The organism is Pseudomonas sp. 22526 (assembly GCF_052044735.1).
Lineage (GTDB): Bacteria > Pseudomonadota > Gammaproteobacteria > Pseudomonadales > Pseudomonadaceae > Aquipseudomonas > Aquipseudomonas piscium.
This window is the reverse complement of the sequence record NZ_JBQENK010000013.1, coordinates 82530-105363: the sequence shown is the minus strand read 5'-3', so window position 1 is coordinate 105363 and position 22834 is coordinate 82530. Positions and strand designations below refer to the sequence as shown.

15 protein-coding genes are annotated in these 22834 nt (G+C 63.7%); 6 read left to right on the top strand and 9 right to left on the bottom strand.

The window, feature by feature from the left end:
• Positions 1–96: 96 nt before the first annotated feature.
• Both nfuA and ACTJKT_RS20225 read right to left on the bottom strand, forming a co-directional pair.
• Positions 97–681 carry a Fe-S biogenesis protein NfuA gene (nfuA, locus tag ACTJKT_RS20230; RefSeq protein WP_009049665.1) on the bottom strand — a complete coding sequence of 195 codons (585 nt, stop codon included), beginning with the start codon at positions 679–681 and terminating at the stop codon, positions 97–99.
• A 203-nt stretch (positions 682–884) separates the two neighbouring features.
• Complete coding sequence (locus tag ACTJKT_RS20225; RefSeq protein ID WP_440788309.1) at positions 885–3176, bottom strand: fatty acid cis/trans isomerase; 2292 nt, start codon at positions 3174–3176, stop codon at positions 885–887.
• A gap of 156 nt (positions 3177–3332) precedes the next feature.
• On the opposite strand from ACTJKT_RS20225, the gene metH reads away from it, so the two are divergent.
• Together metH and ACTJKT_RS20215 are read left to right on the top strand one after the other, a co-directional pair.
• Complete coding sequence (metH, locus tag ACTJKT_RS20220; RefSeq protein WP_440788308.1) at positions 3333–7043, top strand: methionine synthase; 3711 nt, start codon at positions 3333–3335, stop codon at positions 7041–7043.
• A gap of 157 nt (positions 7044–7200) precedes the next feature.
• Positions 7201–7419 (top strand): DUF2970 domain-containing protein, encoded by a 219-nt coding sequence (locus ACTJKT_RS20215; protein WP_007921856.1) that lies wholly within the window; start codon positions 7201–7203, stop codon positions 7417–7419.
• A gap of 7 nt (positions 7420–7426) precedes the next feature.
• On the opposite strand, the gene ACTJKT_RS20210 is transcribed toward ACTJKT_RS20215, so the two are convergent.
• Positions 7427–8524 (bottom strand): ABC transporter substrate-binding protein, encoded by a 1098-nt coding sequence (locus tag ACTJKT_RS20210; RefSeq protein WP_440788307.1) that lies wholly within the window; start codon positions 8522–8524, stop codon positions 7427–7429.
• Between the two features lie 498 nt (positions 8525–9022).
• Here ACTJKT_RS20210 and ACTJKT_RS20205 point away from each other — a divergent pair, with 498 nt between their 5' ends.
• Positions 9023–10681, top strand: a complete 1659-nt coding sequence (locus ACTJKT_RS20205; RefSeq protein ID WP_440788306.1) for a nitrite/sulfite reductase — start codon at positions 9023–9025, stop codon at positions 10679–10681.
• Entirely contained in the window at positions 10665–11159 is a 495-nt protein-coding gene (locus ACTJKT_RS20200) for a DUF934 domain-containing protein (RefSeq protein WP_009049671.1), read from the top strand. Before ACTJKT_RS20205 ends, ACTJKT_RS20200 begins: the two co-directional genes overlap by 17 nt.
• Before the next feature lie 215 nt (positions 11160–11374).
• Here the strand turns inward: ACTJKT_RS20200 and sohB are convergent, their stop codons facing one another.
• Positions 11375–12397 carry a protease SohB gene (gene sohB, locus ACTJKT_RS20195; protein WP_440788305.1) on the bottom strand — a complete coding sequence of 341 codons (1023 nt, stop codon included), beginning with the start codon at positions 12395–12397 and terminating at the stop codon, positions 11375–11377.
• A gap of 204 nt (positions 12398–12601) precedes the next feature.
• On the opposite strand from sohB, the gene ACTJKT_RS20190 reads away from it, so the two are divergent.
• Together ACTJKT_RS20190 and ACTJKT_RS20185 are read left to right on the top strand one after the other, a co-directional pair.
• Positions 12602–13312 (top strand): histidine phosphatase family protein, encoded by a 711-nt coding sequence (locus ACTJKT_RS20190; RefSeq protein ID WP_440788304.1) that lies wholly within the window; start codon positions 12602–12604, stop codon positions 13310–13312.
• Between the two features lie 50 nt (positions 13313–13362).
• Positions 13363–13677, top strand: a complete 315-nt coding sequence (locus ACTJKT_RS20185) for an SCP2 sterol-binding domain-containing protein (RefSeq protein WP_007921837.1) — start codon at positions 13363–13365, stop codon at positions 13675–13677.
• Between the two features lie 80 nt (positions 13678–13757).
• On the opposite strand, the gene ACTJKT_RS20180 is transcribed toward ACTJKT_RS20185, so the two are convergent.
• The 5 genes from ACTJKT_RS20180 to ACTJKT_RS20160 form a co-directional block, all read right to left on the bottom strand.
• The gene (locus ACTJKT_RS20180; protein ID WP_440788303.1) at positions 13758–15380 is read right to left on the bottom strand and encodes an ABC transporter ATP-binding protein; all 1623 of its coding nucleotides are present in this window, start codon (positions 15378–15380) and stop codon (positions 13758–13760) included.
• A 1-nt stretch (position 15381) separates the two neighbouring features.
• Positions 15382–16404, bottom strand: coding sequence for an ABC transporter permease (locus ACTJKT_RS20175; RefSeq protein ID WP_440788302.1), 1023 nt, complete (start codon positions 16402–16404; stop codon positions 15382–15384).
• Positions 16404–17468 carry a microcin C ABC transporter permease YejB gene (locus tag ACTJKT_RS20170; protein WP_440788301.1) on the bottom strand — a complete coding sequence of 355 codons (1065 nt, stop codon included), beginning with the start codon at positions 17466–17468 and terminating at the stop codon, positions 16404–16406. The genes ACTJKT_RS20175 and ACTJKT_RS20170 overlap by 1 nt, the downstream gene beginning before the upstream one ends.
• Positions 17455–19308, bottom strand: a complete 1854-nt coding sequence (locus tag ACTJKT_RS20165) for an extracellular solute-binding protein (protein ID WP_440788300.1) — start codon at positions 19306–19308, stop codon at positions 17455–17457. Before ACTJKT_RS20165 ends, ACTJKT_RS20170 begins: the two co-directional genes overlap by 14 nt.
• Positions 19309–19547: 239 nt before the next feature.
• A complete protein-coding gene (locus tag ACTJKT_RS20160; RefSeq protein ID WP_440788299.1) occupies positions 19548–22442 on the bottom strand; it encodes a TonB-dependent receptor in 2895 nt (964 codons plus the stop codon).
• Between the last annotated feature and the right edge of the window lie 392 nt (positions 22443–22834).

The window sequence follows — 22834 nt, the reverse complement described above, 5'->3', positions numbered from 1 at the left end:
CGATCCAGGCGCCGCGGAGCAACTGGGACCACATACATCCGGGCATAAAAAAACGGCGCTCACGGGGCGCCGTTTTTCATGTTCGCAGCGAACGCCTTAGTAGTAGGCGTTTTCTTTCTGCGTGTGGTCGGTGACGTCACGTACACCCTTGAGCTCGGGAATGCGTTCGAGCAGGGTGCGCTCGATGCCTTCCTTCAAGGTCACGTCGGCCTGGCCGCAGCCTTGGCAACCACCACCGAACTGCAGCACGGCGATGCCGTCCTCGACCACATCGATCAGGCTGACCTGGCCGCCGTGGCTGGCCAGCCCCGGGTTGATCTCGGTTTGCAGGTAGTAGTTGATGCGCTCGTTGATCGGGCTGTCGGCGTTGACCATCGGCACCTTGGCGTTGGGCGCCTTGATGGTCAGCTGGCCGCCCATGCGGTCGGTGGCGTAGTCGACCACCGCATCATCGAGGAAACCTTCGCTGAAGGCGTCGATGTAGGCGGTGAAGCTCTTCAGCCCGAGGGCTTTGTCTTCGGGTTTTTCTTCACCCGGCTTGCAATAGGCGATGCAGGTCTCGGCGTACTGAGTCCCTGGCTGGGTGATAAAGATGCGGATGCCAATGCCCGGGGTGTTCTGCTTGGAGAGCAGATCAGCCAGATAATCGTGGGCGGCGTCGGTAATGGTAATAGCGGTCATGGAAATTCCTCGCAGGCGTGGGCGCAGTTTACGCCAATCGGCGTGCCGGACAAAGTCCTAGTATTTTTGTCGGGATAGACCTTGGTCGATAGGCCCGCACTGCGTGGTCGACGCAACGCCTGGGATTTTTCACAAGGCTTGTCCGGAATGGGCCGGGCCGGAACCTGAGGGCTCCGGCCCGGAATTTCAAGGGCTTGGCGCCCTCAGAGGTTCTCGTAGCGGTTCATGTCCAGTACGCCCGCCTCTTTCGGATCGGTTTCCAGGATGTACTGGGTCTGGTCATGGAAGTACTGCCAGAACTGCGGATGGCTGCGGCGGATCCCCCAGCGCTCGACGATTTTCTCGAAACGGTGGGCGTCCTTGGCGTTTTCCATCTCGGCCACGAACGCCGGCACTTGCTCGGCAGGAATATTGAACATGAAGTTCGGGTAGCTGCTGAGCACGCCCGGGTAGATGGTCAGGGTATCCAGGCCCGGCTGGTAGCGCAGCGATTCGCCCAGCAGGAACGCCACGTTACTGTGGGCGCGGTTGCGCAGCATGCTGTAGAACACCCGTTTGCCGCTTGGCGCCTGGATACGCAGCATGGTGGCCTCCGGCAACAGGTCGATGACCCGCATGCCGGCCGCCGGCCGCGAAACCAAGCTGCTGAGGGCCTGTTCGGCGTTCTGCAGGTCCTGGTCGATATTCGGCCGCGAGCAGTAGGCGCCGTCGCAGCGGTTGATCGGATCGGGCCGCGCATTGAGGTCGCCGTAACGGCTCAACAATTGGTTGGCGAAGTCGCGTTTCGGGTCCTTTTCGTCCAGGGTCAGGGCACTGGCCTTGTCGTCGTCGATGGACTCGTAGTCCAGCCACATCTTGAACTTGCCGCTGTTCTGGTACCAATCGTCGAGGAAGTCCTCGCGGCTGCCGGCGGGCATCAGGCGCAGGAAGTTCTGCTCGGCGCCATTGCGGATCAGGTCGAAGTACAGCCGGGTCTGCGCCTGGTGCGAGACGTTGCCGAACACATCAAAGTTGACCGCCAGCTGGTAGTAGGTGCGCTCCAGCAGCGGGTAGTCGAACAGCCACAGGGTCTGTGGCACCTCGCCGATCAGGCCCTTGGTCACCGAGGCGCTGTCGAAGTGGCGGAAGATGCTCAGCAGCGCGTTGTCGTTGCCCGCCCACAGGGTCGACCAGCTCGGCGCCGGGGCATTGGCGTAGGAGTCGCGACGCAGGACCTCGTATTCGTTGCGCTTGTCGCGGTAGGCCAGCCACAGGCTCAGCACACTGCCGACGTCGTCATTCTGCCCGGGCATGGCCAGCAGCGGCGTGGCCTGGCCGCGATAGGACGGGTCGGTGATATAGAGGTCGTGCTCCGGGGCCTGGAACAGCGCCCAGAAGTTGTCGCGGATCACGTCGGTGGCGATCTGCCCGCGGCACACCGGACCACGGATAAAGGTGCGCACGAAGTACTCGGCGTTATCCAGCATGAACTGGTAGCGGGCCTTGGCCGGAATCGCCTCGAAGGTCTCGAACGGGTTGGCGCGGCGGCCCGGGCCATAACCCGGCAGCGCGGTGACCTGATAATCGCCGCTGTAGAACAGCGTCTTGACCCGCGCCATCTTCGCCGCGCTCAGCGGGTAGGTGATGTGGGTCTTGTGCACTATCACCCCCTGCACCGGCCACAGGCGGTAATACACCTGGGTGCCCGGGTCGTCGTTGGGCCGGCGGGTGTTGATCAGGTCGATCGGCTGGCCGCTCGGCGTGCGCGAGCGTACCCACTGGAAGAAATGCCCCGGCTCGCCGCCCTCGAAGTAGATATGGGCCAGGAACCAGTGCTCGAACAGCCAGCGGGCCACCAGGCTTTCCCGGGCGCCCGGGGCATTGAGCAGGTTTTCCCACTGCAGCACCTGCATCGCTTCCTTGGCGCTCGGCGCCAGGCTCTGCTCGTCGATCGGCGCCCCGGAGGCCAGCCAGCGCTGCAGGGTCTGGTATTGCTGATCGGTCAGGCCGGTCACCGCCAGCGGCATGCCTTCGCGCGGATGGGCTTTGGCATAACCGTCGAATTCGGCCGGTTGCGCGCACATGTTCTCGCGGTTCAGGCCCAGGACAATGTCCTCCGGCAGCTTGGCGTTGGGTTGCAACGGCGTCTTGTGGCCCAGCTCCAGCATGCGCGCCATCAGCGCCGCCTGGCTGCCCTGGGCGTCGAGCACCGAGTAGAAGCCCATGTTCTGCCAGGCGTGCTTGCCGGAAGCGTCGTAGAACAAGCGGGTCGGCGCCTGCGCCTTGCTGCGCTCGCCGTCGTACACCGGGATCTTCGAGGCGCCGCGGGCCGCGCCCTCGCCGCTGCCCAGGTTGAGCTGGCAGGCCGAGTCGTAGCACGCATGGCAGGCCACGCATTTCTCGGTAAAGATCGGCTGGATATCGCGGGTATAGGAGATCGCTGGCGCGGGACCCTGGGCGCTGGCGAACGAACTTAAAAGCAGCAGCACACTGCCGATGACGACGCGGTAAGACATATCCCTGGTCCAATCCATAAGAAAATCCGCCGATTCTACCGGGCCAGCACCGCGGCCAACATGAGCGATATTCATGCAAAACCGCCACATGCTCTAAAAGCGCACAGGTTTGCTATGATCCTCGCCCTTCGTAATGGCCCTTCCAGGTAGTCTTTCATGTCCGATCGCAGCACGCGCCTCCAAGCCCTTCAGCAAGCCCTCAAAGAGCGCATCCTGATTCTCGACGGCGGCATGGGCACCATGATCCAGAGCTACAAGCTCGAGGAGCAGGACTACCGTGGCAAACGCTTCGCCGACTGGCCGAGCGACGTCAAGGGCAACAACGACCTGCTGGTGCTGACCCGTCCGGACGTGATCGGCGGCATCGAGAAAGCCTACCTGGATGCCGGCGCCGACATCCTCGAAACCAACACCTTCAACGCCACGCAGATTTCCATGGCCGACTATGGCATGGAAGCCCTGGTCTACGAGCTCAACGTCGAAGGCGCGCGCCTGGCGCGCAAGGTGGCCGACGCCAAGACCCTGGAGACCCCGGACAAGCCGCGCTTCGTCGCCGGCGTGCTGGGCCCGACCAGCCGCACCTGCTCGCTGTCGCCGGACGTCAACAACCCCGGCTACCGCAACGTCACCTTCGACGAACTGGTGGAGAACTACACCGAGGCCACCAAGGGCCTGATCGAGGGCGGCGCCGACCTGATCCTGATCGAGACCATCTTCGACACCCTCAACGCCAAGGCGGCAATCTTCGCCGTGCAGGGCGTGTTCGAAGAACTGGGCCTCGAACTGCCGATCATGATCTCCGGCACCATCACCGACGCCTCGGGCCGCACCCTGTCCGGGCAGACCACCGAAGCCTTCTGGAACTCGGTGGCCCACGCCAAGCCGATCTCGGTGGGCCTGAACTGCGCCCTCGGCGCCAGCGAACTGCGCCCCTACCTGGAAGAGCTGTCGAACAAGGCCAGCACCCACGTCTCCGCGCACCCCAACGCCGGCCTGCCCAACGAATTCGGCGAGTACGACGAACTGCCGGCGCAAACCGCCAAGGTCATCGAAGAGTTCGCCCAGAGCGGCTTTTTGAACATCGTCGGCGGTTGCTGCGGCACCACCCCGGGGCATATCGAGGCCATCGCCAAGGCCGTCGCCGGTTATGCGCCGCGGCAGATCCCGGACATCCCCAAGGCCTGCCGCCTGTCGGGCCTGGAGCCGTTCACCATCGATCGCCAGTCGTTGTTCGTCAACGTCGGCGAGCGGACCAACATCACCGGTTCCGCCAAGTTCGCCCGCCTGATCCGTGAAGAGAACTACACCGAAGCCCTGGAAGTCGCCCTGCAGCAGGTCGAGGCCGGCGCCCAGGTGATCGACATCAACATGGACGAAGGCATGCTGGACTCGAAGAAGGCCATGGTGACCTTCCTCAACCTGATCGCCGGCGAACCGGACATCTCCCGCGTGCCGATCATGATCGACTCCTCCAAGTGGGAAGTGATCGAAGCCGGCCTCAAGTGCATCCAGGGCAAGGGCATCGTCAACTCCATCAGCATGAAGGAAGGCGTCGAGCAGTTCATTCATCACGCCAAGCTGTGCAAGCGCTACGGCGCCGCTGTGGTGGTGATGGCCTTCGACGAAGCCGGCCAGGCCGACACCGAGGCGCGCAAGAAGGAAATCTGCAAACGCTCCTACGACATCCTGGTCAACGACGTCGGCTTCCCGCCGGAAGACATCATCTTCGACCCGAACATCTTCGCCGTGGCCACCGGCATCGAGGAACACAACAACTACGCGGTGGACTTCATCCACGCCTGCGCCTACATCCGCGACGAGCTGCCCTATGCGCTGAGCTCCGGCGGCGTGTCCAACGTGTCGTTCTCGTTCCGCGGCAACAACCCGGTGCGCGAGGCGATCCACTCGGTGTTCCTGCTGTATGCGATCCGCAACGGCCTGACCATGGGCATCGTCAACGCCGGCCAGCTGGAGATCTACGACCAGATCCCGCAGGAGCTGCGCGACGCCGTGGAGGACGTGATCCTCAACCGCACCCCGGAAGGCACCGATGCCCTCCTCGCCATCGCCGACAAGTACAAGGGCGACGGCAGCGTCAAGGAAGCCGAGACCGAAGAGTGGCGCAACTGGGACGTCAACAAGCGCCTGGAACATGCCCTGGTCAAGGGCATCACCACGCACATTGTCGAAGACACCGAAGAGTCGCGGCTGTCCTTCGCTCGCCCGATCGAAGTGATCGAAGGCCCGTTGATGGCCGGCATGAACATCGTCGGCGACCTGTTCGGCGCCGGCAAAATGTTCCTGCCCCAGGTGGTGAAGTCCGCCCGGGTGATGAAGCAGGCCGTGGCCCACCTGATTCCGTTCATCGAACTGGAAAAAGGCGACAAGCCGGAAGCCAAGGGCAAGATCCTCATGGCCACGGTCAAGGGCGACGTACACGACATCGGCAAGAACATCGTCGGCGTGGTCCTGGGCTGTAACGGCTACGACATCGTCGACCTCGGCGTGATGGTGCCGGCAGAGAAGATCCTGCAGGTAGCCAAGGAACAGAAGTGCGACATCATCGGCCTGTCCGGCCTGATCACCCCGTCGCTGGACGAGATGGTCCATGTCGCCCGGGAAATGCAGCGCCAGGACTTCCACCTGCCGCTGATGATCGGTGGCGCCACCACCTCCAAGGCCCACACGGCGGTGAAGATCGAGCCCAAGTACAGCAATGACGCGGTGGTCTACGTCACCGACGCCTCGCGCGCCGTGGGCGTGGCCACCCAACTGCTGTCCAAGGAACTCAAGGCCGGCTTCGTCGAGCGTACCCGCGAAGAGTACGTGGAAGTCCGCGAGCGCACCGCCAACCGCAGCGCCCGCACCGAGCGCCTGAGCTACCCGGCGGCCGTGGCCAAGAAGCCGCAGTTCGACTGGAGCAGCTACCAGCCGACCGTGCCGACCTTCACCGGGGCCAAGGTGCTGGACAATATCGACCTGCGGGTCCTGGCCGAATACATCGACTGGACGCCGTTCTTCATCTCCTGGGACCTGGCCGGCAAGTTCCCGCGCATCCTCCAGGACGAGGTGGTGGGTGAAGCCGCCACCGCGCTGTACAAGGACGCCCGGGAAATGCTCGACAAGCTGATCGACGAGAAGCTGATCAGCGCCCGCGCGGTGTTCGGCTTCTGGCCGGCCAACCAGGTGCAGGACGACGACCTGGAAGTCTATGGCGACGACGGCCAGCCTTTGGCCAAGCTGCACCACCTGCGCCAGCAGACCATCAAGACCGATGGCAAGCCGAACTTCTCCCTGGCCGACTTCGTCGCGCCCAAAGACAGCGGCGTGACCGACTACGTGGGCGGTTTCATCACCACCGCCGGCATCGGCGCCGAAGAAGTGGCCAAGGCCTATCAGGACAAGGGCGACGACTACAACTCGATCATGGTCAAGGCCCTGGCCGACCGTCTGGCCGAGGCCTGCGCCGAGTGGCTGCACCAGCAGGTGCGTAAAGACTACTGGGGCTATGCCAAGGACGAGGAACTGGACAACGAGGCGCTGATCAAGGAGCAGTACAGCGGTATCCGCCCTGCCCCGGGTTATCCGGCCTGCCCGGACCACACCGAGAAGAGCACCCTGTTCGCCCTGCTCGACCCCGAGGCCAGCGAAGGCAAGGCCGGGCGCAGCGGCGTGTTCCTCACCGAACACTTCGCCATGTTCCCGGCGGCGGCGGTCAGCGGCTGGTACTTCGCCCATCCGCAGGCGCAGTACTTCGCCGTGGGCAAGATCGACAAGGACCAGGTCAACAGCTACAGCGCGCGCAAAGGCCAGGACCTGGCCGTGACCGAGCGCTGGCTGGCGCCGAACCTGGGCTACGACAACTAACAGCTGCGCCCCCCACTGTAGGAGCGAGCTTGCTCGCGATGAACGCCAACGANCGCGTTGTCTTGGCGTTTTGATCGCGAGCAAGCTCGCTCCTACAGGGTGGAGCTACGCGGAAATTGTCTATGCTTTCCCCACACCCACTTGTGTCGAGGGATTTATGGACGACCCCATCAACGACAAGCCGCCGACCCTTTGGCAGATGCTGCAAAGCGTCGCCGCTGCCGCCTTTGGCGTGCAGAGCGGCAAGAACCGCAAGCGCGACTTCACCCACGGCAAACCCAGCCATTTCGTGATCCTGGGCATTCTGTTCACCGCAGTGTTCGCCTTGACCCTGTTCGGTATCGTCAAGCTGGTAGTGCACCTGGCGGGGCTCTGAACGCCTGTCAGTGCAGCAACAGATTCAGCGAGAAGGGATAACGGTAGCCGGCCGGTTTGCCCTCGGCCGACAGCCCGCGGAAGTCCACGCCGTATTGCTGCGAACCCTGCAGATCCAGCAAGCGCTGCGCCTGGACCCTGTCCAATAGCTGGAACACCTCCAGCTGCCAGTCCGGGCCGCCATGGGCCACAGGACCCAGCCCCCGGGCGTCGTCATTGAGCACCACCATCGCCCAGCCGCCCAGGGTGAAGTGCCCGGCGATCAGGGCTGTCAGGCGTCCGTCGATCAGCGCCTGCAAGGCCTGCGGCGAACTGTTCAGGGCACTGAACAGCACCTCCTTGCCCGGTCGCCGCCCCTGCTGCTCCAGCGCTTCCATGGCCCCCAGGACCATCTCGTCGTTGGCCGACCAGATCAACTGCGTCTGCGGGTAACGCTTGAGCAGCTGCTGGGCCTGTTCAAAGGCGCGCTGGCGACTCCATTCGCCATACACCAGCTGGCGCAGCCGCACCTCGGGGTGCTCGGCCAGCGCCCGCTGCAAGCCCTGTTCACGGGATTGCGCCACTGGGGTGTTCTTCACGCCCGAGAACGCCAGCAGGTCGATGTACTGCCCGGGGGCGAGCGGGCCGTGACGACGAACCAGCTCCTTGAGCATCAGGTAGCCGGCTTCTTCGTCGTTGGCGATCATGCTGCCGATCCAGTCGGGATAACGGCTCTGGCGCTCACCGAGCAAGCGCTGCTGATCGGCGGTCAGCGCATTGTTGACGACGAACAGCTTCACCCCGCTGCCCTGGGACAGGCGCAGGATCTCCGGCGCGACATATTGCTCGTTGACCACCACCAGGTAATCCGGCCGATCCGGCCCCTGCAGGGCTTCCCGGGCCTGGCGGATGGTGGTTTGCGAATCGCGCTGCGAATAACGCACGCGCAGATCCAGGCCGAGGTCGTTGGCCGCGGCCTGCATGAACTGTGAATAACCGACCCAGAAGGTTTCAGTAGAGTTGCCCGGGTTCAGAAACACCACCGAGGTGGCATGAGCCACGGCCCAGAACGACCCACTCAACACCAGCGGCAGTACCAGCAGATACCGACCTAACACCTTCAACATTGCGACCAGAGCCCCGGAATATTGCCTTGCAGTATAACTGGCAAAATACTGGCCAATGTCGGCAAATTGTCATTTCCCAGAGACAATTCGGACTCTGTTCATCGCTTGACCGCAACTATTGATGACTGACCCAGAACACCGCCGTTCCCACGACCAGAATGATCAGGAAGAGAATGGCCCAAGCATCGACACTGCTGTCGCTTTTCCTTGCTTTGGTTGGATTGCTCATAGCATCGCCTCTTGTCGGTTTTATCGGTGACTGCACAAAGACTCGAGCACAGTTAAGTCGAGGATTGCCCTCACCACAAATGTGGGTTTGAGGCGGCTGGATACCGTTAGTCGTTTTGGTTCTTTGCATATACTCAAACATCACTTTTGCGCATAACTGCAAACTGGTATCTTCGCCCGGCTCCGTTGGGAGTGCGCGGCCGTGCGCGCAGAATTTCTTGGGTGACATCCGCCTCTGCGTCACCTGATAAGCCTGAGAACAGGATCTATATGTACGTATACGACGAGTACGATCAGCGGATCATCGAGGACCGCGTCAAGCAGTTCCGTGATCAGACCCGGCGCTATCTGGCAGGCGAGCTGAGCGAAGAAGAATTCCGCCCTCTGCGCCTGCAGAATGGCCTCTATATCCAACGTTTTGCCCCGATGCTGCGGGTGGCGGTGCCTTATGGCCAGCTGACTTCGCGCCAAGCACGGATGATGGCCAGGATCGCTCGCGACTACGACAAGGGCTACGCCCACATCAGTACCCGGCAGAACGTGCAGTTCAACTGGCCGGCGCTGGAAGACATCCCGGACATCCTGGCTGAGCTGGCGACCGTGCAGATGCACGCCATCCAGACCAGCGGCAACTGCCTGCGCAACGTCACCACCGACCAGTTCGCCGGCGTCGCCGCCGATGAGCTGGTCGACCCGCGCCCCTGGTGCGAGATCGTCCGTCAGTGGACCACCTTCCACCCTGAATTCGCCTACCTGCCGCGCAAGTTCAAGATCGCCATCAACGGTTCGACCGCGGACCGCGCGGCCATCGAAGTCCACGACATCGGCCTGGAGCCGGTGCACAACGCCGCCGGCGAGCTGGGCTTCCGGGTCCTGGTCGGTGGCGGCCTGGGCCGGACCCCGGTGGTCGGCGCCTTCATCAACGAGTTCCTGCCATGGCAGGACCTGTTGAGCTACCTCGACGCCATCCTGCGGGTCTACAACCGCTATGGCCGACGTGACAACAAGTACAAGGCGCGGATCAAGATCCTGGTCAAGGCCCTGACCCCAGAAGTGTTCGCCGAGAAAGTCGAAGCGGAAATGACCTTCCTGCGCGGCGGCCAGACCACCCTGACCGACGCCGAAGTGCATCGCGTGGCCAAGCACTTCGTCGATCCGGACTACAAGGCCCTGGTCAACCAGGACGCCGAACTGGCCGAGCTCGACCAGCAGCATCCGGGCTTCGCCCGCTGGCGCACGCGCAACACCCTGGCCCACAAGAAGCCGGGTTATGTCGCCGTGACCCTGTCGCTGAAGCCCACCGGCGTAGCTCCGGGCGACGTCACCGACAAGCAGCTGGACGGCATCGCCGACCTGGCCGAGCGCTACAGCTTCGGTCAGCTGCGCACCTCCCACGAGCAGAACGTGATTCTCGCCGACGTCGAGCAGAGCCAGCTGTTCACCCTGTGGGGCGAGCTGCGCGAACAAGGTTTCGCCACGCCGAACATCGGCCTGCTGACCGACATCATCTGCTGCCCGGGCGGCGACTTCTGCTCCCTGGCCAACGCCAAGTCGATCCCGATCGCCGAATCCATCCAGCGCCGTTTCGACGACCTGGACTACCTGTTCGACATCGGCGAGCTGGACCTGAACATCTCCGGTTGCATGAACGCCTGCGGCCACCACCACGTGGGCCACATCGGCATCCTCGGCGTGGACAAGAAAGGCGAAGAGTTCTATCAGGTTTCCCTGGGTGGCAGCGCCAGCCGCGACGCCAGCCTGGGCAAGATCCTCGGCCCGTCCTTCGCCCAGGACGACATGCCCGACGTGATCTCGAAGCTGATCGACGTGTACGTGGAACAACGTACCGAGGACGAGCGCTTCATCGACACCTACCAACGTATTGGCATCGACCTCTTCAAGGAGCGCGTCTATGCAGCGAATCATTAAGAACAACGAGGTCATCGACGAAACCTGGCACCTGCTGCCCAAGGACGCGACCCTCGACGGCATTTCCAACTGCGACGACCTGATCGTGCCGCTGGCCCTGTGGCGCGAGCACGCTCACGCCCTCAAGGCCCGCGACGGCGGCCTGGGCGTGTGGCTGGACAGCGATGAAGAAGCCGAAGAGATCGGCGATGACGTGCAGCACTTCCAGGTCATCGCCCTGAACTTCCCGGCCTTCACCGATGGCCGCAACTACTCCAACGCCCGCCTGCTGCGTGACCGTTACGGTTTCAAGGGCGAGCTGCGGGCAATCGGCGACATCTTGCGCGACCAGCTGTTCTACCTGCGCCGCTGCGGGTTCGACGCCTACGCCCTGCGCGCCGACAAGGACCCGTACGAAGCCCTGGAAAGCCTCAAGGACTTCTCCGTGACCTACCAGGCCGCCACCGACGAACCGCTGCCGCTGTTCCGTCGCCGCTAAGGCCTGCGCCAACAAAAAGCCCTGGACCGGGAAACCGGTTCAGGGCTTTTTTGTATCTGCCGTCTTTTACCCCGTCGCCCGCCCCCTGTAGGAGCGAGCTTGCTCGCGATCAAAACGTCAAGACAACGCGATGCTTCAGGTTCATCGCGTCATCGTTGGCCTCCATCGCGGGCAAGCCTCGCTCCTACAGAAGAAACAGGCTCACGTGGTGTTCCTTACCAGAAACGCTGCTGGGTCAGGCGGCTCCACCAGGTCAGCAGCACACGGTCGACAGAATTGCTGGCTGCCAGCCCGACCCGCTCCTGCAGGCTCTTGCGCTCGGCGTAGTGCAGGTGGAACAGCTCGGCGCTCTTGGCGCGCTCGGCCAGGTATTCGTCGCTGGTCTTCAGTTCATCGACCAGCTTCTTCTCCTGCGCCGCGACACCCAGCCAGACTTCACCGGTAGCCACCTCGTCGATGACCAGCTGTGGCCGGTAACGGGAGACGAAGTTCTTGAACAGCTTGTGGGTGACGTCCAGGTCTTCCTGGAACTTCTCCCGGCCCTTCTCGGTGTTTTCGCCAAACACGGTCAGGGTGCGCTTGTACTCGCCGGCGGTCAGTACCTCGAAGTCGATGTCGTGCTTTTTCAGCAGGCGGTTGACGTTCGGCAGCTGCGCCACCACGCCGATCGAACCGAGGATGGCGAACGGCGCGCTGATGATCTTCTCGCCGATGCAGGCCATCATGTAGCCGCCGCTGGCCGCGACCTTGTCGATGCACACCGTCAACGGCACACCGGCCTGACGGATCCGCGCCAGTTGCGACGAGGCCAGGCCGTAGCTGTGCACCATGCCGCCGGCGCTTTCCAGGCGCAGCACCACTTCGTCCTTGGGCGTAGCCAGGCTCAGCAGCGCGGTGATCTCGTGGCGCAGCCCCTCGGTGGCCGAAGCCTTGATGTCGCCGCTGAAATCCAGCACGAACACCCGCGGCTTTTCCTCGTGCTGCTTCTTGTGTTTTTTCTCGGCCTTGGCCTCGGACTTGCGCAGGGCCTTGAGCTGGTCCTTGTCGAGCAGGCTCTGCTCCAGACGCTCGCGCAGGCCTTTGTAGAAATCGTTGAGCTTGCTCACATGCAACTGCCCGGCGCCCTTGCGCCGGCCTTTGCTGCGCAGCGACGCAGCGGTGACCAGCACCACCAGGATGGCGATGACCAGGGTGACGGTTTTGGCCAGGAAACTGGCGTATTCGGAGAGAAACTCCACAGGGACTCCTTAAAGACGTGCATCACTGCCAACACGTGGCGGAACAGCTTCAGCATACCGGCGCAGCCGAGCGCCGACCAGTCGCGAAACCTCCTGTTACCGAGCTCTAACGGGCATTTCAAACAAGCGTATGTTTTTTCATTGACAGCTCACCGGCATCCTCATAACCTCGCAAAACTTTCAACGTACCGGGATGACGCGGACGTGGGCAGCATCTATCTGATTCGACATGGCCAGGCCTCCTTCGGTGCGGACGACTACGACGTGCTGTCGACCACGGGTGTTCGCCAGGCCGAAGTGCTCGGTCAACATCTGGTCGAACTGGGGGTGAACTTCGACCGCTGCCTGGCCGGTGACCTGCGCCGCCAGCAACACACCGCCCATTCCACCCTGCAACAGTTCAGCGCCGCGGGCCTGCCCACGCCGATCCTGGAAACCGATTCGGCGTTCAACGAATTCGATGCCGACGCGGTGATCCGCGCCCTGCTGCCCGATATGTTGTCCGAGGAGCCCGGCGCCCTGGACATCCTGCGCAACGCCGCGCAGAACCGCGCCGAATTCCAGCGCATCTTCGCCCTGATCATCGACCGCTGGCTGGCCGGCACCTACGATCCACCGGGCCTGGAAAGCTGGCTGGGGTTCGTCGAACGAGTGCAGGCCGGCCTGCAACGTATTCTGGAACAGGCCGACAACACCCAGAAAATCGCCGTGTTCACCTCCGGCGGCACCATCACCGCCCTGCTCCACCTGATTACCCGGATGCCTGCCGCCCAGGCCTTCGAACTGAATTGGCAAATCGTCAATACCTCGCTCAACCAGCTGAAGTTTCGCGGTCGCGAGGTTGCCCTGGCTTCCTTCAACAGCCATGCCCACCTGCAACTGCTGAAGGCCCCGGAACTCATCACTTTCCGCTGAGTCCGGATCACTGTGACCCTTGCTGTAACAACCCATAAAAGGATCGAACCATGACCTCCGTAGCCGACGCCGTACAAGCCATGAAAGCCAAGTTCAACCCAGCTGCCGCTGCCGGCCTGGACCTGGTTTTCGGTTTCCGTATCGATGACACCAAGAACTTCTCGCTGATCGTCAAAGACAGCACCTGCGAGCTCAAGGAAGGCGAGAACCCGGACGCCCAGGTCACTCTGGTAATGGACGGCGAAACCCTGCAAGGCATTGTCAGCGGCGAAACCGACGGCATGCAGGCCTTTATGGGCGGCAAGCTGCGCGCCGAAGGCGACATGATGCTGGCGATGAAGCTGAGCGAACTGTTCCCGGCCTGAGTAAGCGCTTCCCCAGGGAAGCCCTTGTTTGCCCACGAATCCCGCCCTCTGGCGGGATTCGTCGTTTCAGGCCCGCGCTTTCAGTCGGCGCCAAGGGGCTCGGCCAACGGCAAACCGGTGACGGGAGCCGCCAAGACCGAGGACGCCGCCAGCAGCTCCCGGGTATAAGGATGGCGCGCCGTGGCGAACAATTGCTCGGTCTCGCCGCGCTCCACCACTTCACCCTCCTGCATCACGATCAGGTCGTGGGCCAGCGCCCGCACCACCGCCAGGTCGTGGCTGATGAACAGGTAGGTCAGGCCATGTTCCTGCTGCAGGCGACGCAGCAGCGCCACCACCTGTTTCTGCACAGTGCGGTCGAGGGCCGAGGTGGGTTCGTCGAGCAGGATCAGTTCCGGCTTGAGCACCAGGGCCCGGGCAATGGCGATGCGCTGGCGCTGGCCGCCGGAGAATTCGTGGGGGTAGCGATGGCGGCTGGCCGGGTCAAGGCCGACTTCCTGCAAGGCTTCGATCACCGCCTGCTCGCGCTGCCGCGCATTCAGCTCGCTGTGCACCAGCAAGCCTTCGGCAATGATCTGCTGCACGCTGAGGCGTGGGCTGAGGCTGCCGAAAGGATCCTGAAACACCACTTGCAACTGCCGGCGCAACGGCCGCAGTTGTTTGCCGTCGAGGCTTTGCAGGTCCTGACCCTTGAAGCGGATGCTGCCTTCGGACTCGATCAGCCGCAGGATCGCCTGGCCCAAGGTCGACTTGCCCGAGCCGGACTCACCGACAATGCCCAGGGTCTTGCCCCGTTGCAGTTGCAGGTCGATGCCGTTCACCGCCTTCAGGTAACGCCTGGGCCGCAGCCAGCCACCGCCCAGACGGAACCAGACCTTCAGCCCGTCCACCGCCAGCAGGGTCTCGCTGGGCCCGCGGCGCAGCGCCTGGCCGCCGGGCTCGGCATTCAGCAGTTGGACGCTGTAGGGATGCCGGGGATCGGCGAACAGCTGCTCGCAGCCAGCCGTTTCGACTATCTCCCCGGCGCGCATCACCGCCACCCGCTGGGCGATGCTGCGCACCAGGTTGAGGTCGTGGCTGATCAGCAGCAAGGCCATGCCCAGGCGCTGTTGCAGCTCCTTGAGCAGCAGCAGGATCTTGCGTTGCACAGTGACATCCAGGGCGGTGGTCGGCTCGTCGGCAATCAGCAATTCCGGTTCGCAGGCCAGGGCCATGGCGATCATCACCCGCTGGCGTTGCCCGCCGGAGAGCTGATGGGGGTAGGCCTGCAAGCGCTGCTCCGGCTGCTGGATGCCCACCAGGCGCAGCAGTTCCAGGATCCGTTCGCGGGCCTGGGCTCCGGCCATGCCCTTGTGCAAGCGCAGGGTCTCCCCCAGTTGCCGCTCCAGGCTATGCAGGGGGTTCAGCGAGCTCATGGGCTCCTGGAAGATCATCGCGATGCGGTTGCCGCGCAGTTGGCACAAACGCGCTGGGCTGGCGCCGAGCAGCTCTTCGCCGCGATAACGGATGCTGCCCGCGATACGCGTGCTGCCCGGATCCAGCAATTGCAGGAGGCTGTGGGCCGTCACCGACTTGCCGGAGCCGGACTCGCCCACCAGCGCCAGGCATTCGCCGGGACGGATCTCCAGGTCGATGCCATGCACTACTTCAGTGGCCTTGAACGCCACCCGCAGGTCGCGCAGTTCAATCAGTCTTTCACTCATCTCAATGCCTCGGATCGAAGGCGTCGCGGCAGGCTTCGCCGATAAACACCAGCAACGACAGAATCAGCGCCAGGGCGAAAAACGCCGTCAGCCCCAGCCAGGGCGCCTGCAGATTGCTTTTGCCCTGGCCGATCAATTCGCCCAGGGAAGCACTGCCGGCCGGCATGCCGAAGCCGAGGAAATCCAGGGCCGACAGGGTGGCGATGGCTCCGGTGAGAATGAACGGCAGGTACGTCAGGGTGGCGCTCATGGCGTTGGGCAGGATGTGCCGCAGCATCACCTGGGCATCGCCGACGCCCAGGGCCCGCGCCGCCTTGACGTACTCCAGGCCGCGGCTGCGCAGGAACTCGGCGCGCACCACATCCACCAGGGTCAGCCAGGAAAACAGCGCCATGATCCCCAGCAGCCACCAGAAACCCGGCTCGACGAACCCCGAGAGAATGATCAGCAGGTACAGCACCGGCAGCCCCGACCAGACCTCCTGCAAGCGCTGCCCCAACAGGTCGATCCAGCCGCCGTAATAGCCCTGCAGGGCGCCGGCGGCGATGCCGATCAGTGCACTGGCGGCAGTCAATGCCAGGGCGAACAGCAGCGACACCCGGGTGCCGAAGATCACCCGCGCCAGCACGTCCCGTGCCTGGTCGTCGGTGCCCAGCCAGTTCTGTGCCGAGGGCGGGCTGGGCGCCGGTTCCGTGAGGTCGTAGTTGACCGTGTCGAAAGCAAAAGGAATGGGCGCGAACAGCAACCAGCCGCCCTGCCCTTCGATCAGTTGGCGCACCGAAGCGCTGCGGTAATCCGGCTGGAACGGCAGTTCGCCGCCGAACTGCTGTTCGGTGTAACGCTTGAACGCCGGGAAATACCACTGGCCCTGGTAAGCCACCAGCAAGGGTTTGTCGTTGGCGATCAACTCACCGCCGAGGGTCAAGGCGAACAGCGCGATGAACAGCCACAACGACCACCAGCCGCGCCGGTGGGACTTGAAGCGCTGCCAGCGCCGCTGGCCTATGGGAGACAAGGTCAACATCAGGCGCTCCTTGCACTGAAGTCGATGCGCGGATCGACCAGGGTGTAGCACAGGTCGCCGAGCAGTTTTATCAGCAGACCGAACAGGGTGAAGATGAACAGCGAACCGAACACCACCGGGTAATCCCGCGACACCGCGGCGTCGTAGCTCAGCCGCCCGAGGCCATCGAGGGAGAAGATCACCTCGATCAGCAGCGAGCCGCCAAAGAACACATTGACCAGGGCCTGGGGCAAGCCGGCGACCACCAGCAGCATGGCGTTGCGAAACACATGGCCGTACAGCACCTGCCGCTCGCTCAGCCCCTTGGCCCGGGCGGTGACCACATACAGGCGGGAGATCTCGTTGAGAAAGCTGTTCTTGGTCAGCAGGGTCAAGGTGGCAAACCCACCGATCACCAGGGCGCTGACCGGCAGCACCAGGTGCCAGAAGTAGTCGGCGACCTTGCCCCAGGCCGAGAGCTGGGCGAAGTTCTCCGACACCAGCCCGCGCACCGGAAACCAGTCGAGCAAGGTGCCGCCGCCGAACACCACTATCAGCAACAGGGCGAACAGGAAACCCGGCATCGCATAACCGATAACGATCGCCGCGCTGCTCCAGACGTCGAAGGCCGAGCCGTCATGGATGGCCTTGCGAATCCCCAGGGGGATCGACACCAGGTAGGTGATCAGCGTCGCCCACAGCCCCAGCGACAAAGTCACCGGCAGCTTCTGCGCGATCAGCTCGGTGACCTTGGCCCCGCGAAAGAAGCTGTCGCCAAAATCCAGCCGCGCATAGTGCTTGAGCATCAGCCACAGACGCTCGCCGGCGGGTTTGTCGAAACCGTACTGGCGCTCGATATCGGCCAGCAGCTTGGGGTCCAGGCCACGGGTGGCGCGGGACTCGCCGCCCACCGATTCCACATGCCCGCCGCCCACCGCCGAGGCGCCGCCGATGCCTTGCAGGCGCGCGATGGCCTGCTCCACCGGACCACCAGGGGCCGCCTGGACGATGACGAAGTTCACCAGCAGGATGCACAGCAAGGTGGGCACGATCAGCAGCAGACGCCGCGCGCTATAACCCAGCATGGACAGCCTCCCCGCTGCGTTGGCGCATCTGGCTCAGGGTCAGCGCTTGCGGGCTGATCTCCCACCAGGTGTCGAGCCCGGCGTCGTACAGCGGCGCGATGGCCGGCCGGCCAAAGCGGTTCCACCACACCGAGGAAATGCCTGGCGGGTAGTAGTTGGGAATCCAGTAGTAGCCCCACTGCAACACCCGGTCCAGGGCCCGGGCGTGGGCCAGCATGCTGGCGCGGCTGTCGGCCTGCACCAGGGCGTTGAGCAGCCCGTCCACCGCAGGATCGCGCAGCGCCATGTAGTTGTTCGAGCCCGGGTCATCGGCGCTCACTGAACCGAAATAGTTGAACAACTCGCGCCCCGGTGCCTGGGACACCGGGTAGGCGGCAATGATCATGTCGTAGTCGCGGCTGCGCACGCGGTTGGTGTATTGCGCGGTGTCGACCTGGCGGATATCGAAGCCGATGCCGATCTGCGCCAGGTTGCGCTTGAACGGCAGGAGCAAACGCTCCAGGCCTTTCTGGCCGTTGAGAAAGGTGAAATGCAGGGGCTCGCCGGCAGCATTCACCAACTGGTCGCCCCGGGGTGTCCAGCCCGCCGCCTCCAGCAGTTTCAGGGCCTGCAACTGCTGCGGACGGATGATCCCGCTGCCGTCGGTGCGCGGCGCCTGGAACACCTGGCTAAACACCTCCTCGGGGACCTGCCCGCGCCAGGGTTGGAGGATTTTCAACTCCTCGGCATCCGGCAGTGCCGCTGCCGCCAGTTCGCTGTGGGAAAAGAAGCTCTGCTGGCGCAGATACATGCTGCGCATCATCTGCCGGTTGCTCCACTCGAAGTCCCAGAGCATGGCGATCGCCTGGCGCACCCGGCGGTCCTGGAACTGCGGTTTCTGCAGGTTGAAAATGAAACCCTGGGCGCCCAGGGCCGACCCCGGCGCCAGGTGTTCGCGCACCAGGCGCCCCTGCTCCAGCGCGGCGCCGGCATAACCTATGGTGTAGCCGGTGGCGGAGAACTCGCGGTTGTAGTCATAGCCACCGGCCTTGAGGATCTGCCGCGAGACATCGGTGTCGGCGAAGAACTCCACCCGCAGCCGATCGAAGTTGTAGCGCCCGCGGACCACCGGCAGGTCCTGCCCCCACCAGTCCTTGACCCGCTCGAAGTCGACGCTGCGCCCGGCGTCCACCGCACTCACCCGGTACGGCCCACTGCCCAGCGGCGCTTCGAAGCCGCCACCGTCGGCGAAATTGCGGCCGCGCCACCAGTGCTCGGGCAACACCGGCAACGACGCCAGGTCCAGGGGCAAGGTGCGGCTCTCAGTGTTCTTGAACATAAAACGCACCTGGGTCGGCGACTCCACCCGGACCTCGGCGACATCGGCGAACTGCTGGCGGTACTTGAAGCTGCCCTGGGTCATCAGCAACTCGAAGGTGTAGCGCACGTCCTCGGCGGTGATCGGGCTGCCATCGTCGAAGCGCGCCCGCGGGTTGAGGTAAAAGCGCAGCCAGGAACGGTCCGCGGCCAGCTCCAGGCCCTCGGCCACCAGGCCGTACACTGTGTAAGGCTCATCCTTGGAGCGATAGGCCAGCGGCGCATACAGCCAGCCGTCGATATCGGCCACGCCGGTGCCTTTGTCGATGTAGGGAATCAGATGGTCGAAGGGCCCACTTTCCAGGGAGGACCGGCGCAGGCTGCCGCCCTTGGGCGCGTCCGGGTTGACGTAGTCGAAGTGCTGGAAGCCGGCGGGGTATTTCGGGGCTTCGCCGTAGACCGTCAGCGACGGTTGCACGGCGGCCAGTAGCGAGGGGCTCAGTAACAGGCAGAGCCAGAACGGGAAAATGCGTTGCAACGGCATGGAATGAAGCCTCTATGAACAGAAGCAGGGATTTGGGGGGGAATGGGCGGCCTTATCGCGGGCAAGCCTCGCTCCTACAAAGATCACGCTCACCCACTCAGCCCGGACTCCCGCCCGTACCCTTCCACCCGGAACACCCCGCTCCTGCCTGTCATGTGCAACTGAACGGGCATTTTTATAGAGCGGTTTTTATAACCATTGGTTACTAAAAAGCGTCCGGACCTTTATTGCTGATCGACTCAGAAGTTGTAACTGAGCCGCGTGTACAGGGTCCTTCCGAAGGGGTCCGAGTAGCGTGGGTCGTAGCCGCTCTGGAAGGTGTAGGTCTGGTTGCTGAACGGCGGCTCGCGGTCGAACAGGTTCTTCACCCCGAGGGTCACGCCCAGGGCCTGGCGCCAGGTGTAGGTGCCGGCCAGGTCCCAGATGTTGTAGGAGCCGACGCGGTTATGGCTGTCGCGATCGGAGTCGTGGTAGCCGCTGGTGTAGCGGTTGGTCAGGGTCGCGCCCAGCGGGCCCTGGTTCCAGGTCGCGGTCAGGCTGTGGCGCCAGCGCGCCACCGCACCGGCCGAGGTGAAGTCGCCGCCGCGAAAATCCCCCAGCTTGTCGATGTACTCACCCTTGAGCTGTTGCTGGTAGTCGTAGCGGGTGACGTAGGTGCCTTGCAGCCCCAGGCCGAACTCGCCCCAGGCATTGGCCGGCAGGCGGTAGTCGAGGCTGACGTCGACCCCGCTGGTCTTGAGCTTGCCCAGGTTGGCCATGCCCGTGACCACATGATCGATGGAGCCATCGGCCTTGCGCACCAGCCGATCGGCGTACAGGTCGGGGTTGTCGAAAGGCGCCGACTCGGGAAACTCGGCGATCTGGTTGGCGATCTTGATCCACCAGAAATCCAGCCCGGCGTTGAGGCGGTCGAACGGCTGGTAGACGAAGCCCAGAGTCACGTTGCGCGCGGTTTCCGGCTTCAGTTCTGTGTTACCGCCGGTGCTGCGGTTGAACTGCTGGGCGCAGTCGCGATTGCCGATCCCGCCATTGGCCGGAGTACCGCCGGGGCACAGCCGCGGGTCGTTGTAGTTGGCGTTGGTGAAGGTGGTATAGATCGGGTTGTACAGTTCGTACAACGACGGCGCGCGGAAGCCTTCGCTGTAGGCGCCGCGCAGCACCAGTTCCTTGAACGGCTGGAAGCGGAACGAGTACTTGGGGTTGGTGGTGCTGCCGAAGTCGCTGTATTTGTCATGCCGGATCGCCGCCGTCAGCTCCAGGCTGTCGAGCACCGGCACGTTGAGTTCGGCATATTGCGCCTGCACACTGCGGTCGCCCGACACGCTGCCGTTGGGGTCGATGCCCAGGCTCTGCACATTGCCGGCGAACTGGGCGAAATCCTGGTGGAAGTCCTCCTTGCGGTACTCGCCGCCCAGGGCCAGGGCCGAGGGGCCGGCACCGAACCAGTCGCCGATATCGCGACTGACCCGCCCGTCGATGGCCTTGACCCGGCCGACCGCCGTGGCGTAATCGCCGTCCACCGTATTGGCCGCCAACAGCGCGCTGCCCGCCGCGGTCTGTGGGCCGAAGGGGTTGATCACGCCATTGGCGATGCCCTGGGACACTGCCACATCGTTCACGTAGCCACTGCGAATAGTGCTGACCACCTTGTTCTGGTTGTACGAGGCGCCGATGTTGTAGTCCCAGCCGGAGACACTGCCGTCGAACGTCAGCAGCAGGCGCTGGCCGGTGTTGTCGTCTTCATGGCGGCGGGCGCCGACATCGGTTTCCCGCCAGTTGGCCGTCACCGGTTGCGTCGGGTCGAGGGCAAAGCCGCTGGGCCCCGGGGTGATGCCATTGCCCGGGTAGAACGCCGTGCCCGGGTTGACCTGGTTGCCCATCAGGGTGCCGGGGCCAATCTGGGTGCGGTTCTCATTACGCGCCCAGAAGTATTCGAGGCTGACGTTGTGATCGTCGCTGAGCTTGCCGGTGGCCTTGGCGAAGGCCGAGGTCTTTTCGGTTTCCGGCACCAGGTCCAGGTAGCTCCAGAGGCTCTGGCGGCAGATGCCGTTGCGCGACAGCAGCCCCGGCGCGTTGCAGCCGGAACCGGCCAACGGGTTGGTGGCATTGGCGCCCTGGCTCCAGTTGGCCGGCGAGGCGGTGCCGGAGGTGTAGTCCAGGCCCCGGCCGGGCTGGTAGTTGTAGGTGTAGCCGCGGTCCTTGGCGGCCAGGCGCTCCTGCTTGTTGTAGCTGACCACGCCAAACACGTTGAAGCGGTCTTCTTCCAGGTCGCCGATGCCCCAGCTGCCGCTGAAGTTCTTGCTCTCGCCACCGCCGGAATGAGTCGGGGTGTCGTAGCTGGTGCTGACCTGGCCGCGGGTCAGGCTCTTCTTGGTGATGAAGTTGATCACCCCGCCGATGGCGTCGGTGCCGTACAGCGCGGACGCGCCGTCGCGCAGCACTTCGACCCGGTCGATGGCGGCGAAGGGAATGGTGTTGAGATCCACCCCGGAGCCGTTGGTCACATTGCTCGCGTTGTTGCTCAGGCGCCGGCCGTTGAGCAGCACCAGGGTCTTGTTCGGGCCTATGCCGCGCAGGTCGGCGTAGGCCGCGCCCCCGTTGGAGGAACCCACCGAACGCCCGGAACCGATCGAGGACTGGTTGGCGGAAATCCGGTTGATCAGCTCTTCGGTGGTGGTCACGCCCTGCTCGCGCAGCTTCTCGACCCGCAGCACGGTGACCGGCACCGCGGTCTCGGCATCGACCCGGCGGATCGCGGTGCCGGTCACTTCCACCCGCTGCAGCTGGGTGGTGGGTTCAGCGAACGCCGGGGCGCTGCCAGCCGTGCTGGAGTTTGCCGTGATGGTCACGCCCTGGGTGTCCTGCTGTTCCTTCAGGCCGCTGTCCTGCAACGCCAGGGTCAGCGCCTGGTGCTGGTCGAGCTCGCCCTGGATCGCCGGCGCATAACGGCCGCTCACCAGTTTCTGCTCGAAGGAAATCGGCAGGCCGGTCTGCCGGGAAATCTGCAGCAAGGTCTGGTCCAGCGGCCCCGCGGGCAGGTTGAACGGGGTGGTCGCGGCCCAGGCCGGCAACGCATTCAACGCCAGCAGCAAGGCCAGGCTCAAAGGGGATCTACGGGGTACGAACAGACTCATGGACAACCATCCCTGCATTAGGTGTATGCAGGGATGTGCAACGGCCGGGAGGTTTTTATAGAGGCCGATCTAGACCATTGGGTGATGAGCTTATGCTCGTTCATCATTCCCGTAGGAGCGAAGCTTGCTCGCGATGGCGTCGTATCTGACCCACCGCTATCGCGAGCAAGCTCGCTCCTACAGAGGAATCGCGGAAAGACCTGCATTTTGCAGGCGCAACAAAACCTGTAGGAGCGCAGCTTGCTCGCGATGGCGTCGTATCTGACCCACCGTTATCGCGAGCAAGCTCGCTCCTACAGAGGAATCGCGGAAAGACCTCCATTTTGCAGGCGCAACAAAACCTGTAGGAGCGAAGCTTGCTCGCGAAAGCCTCGTATCTGACCCACCGCTAT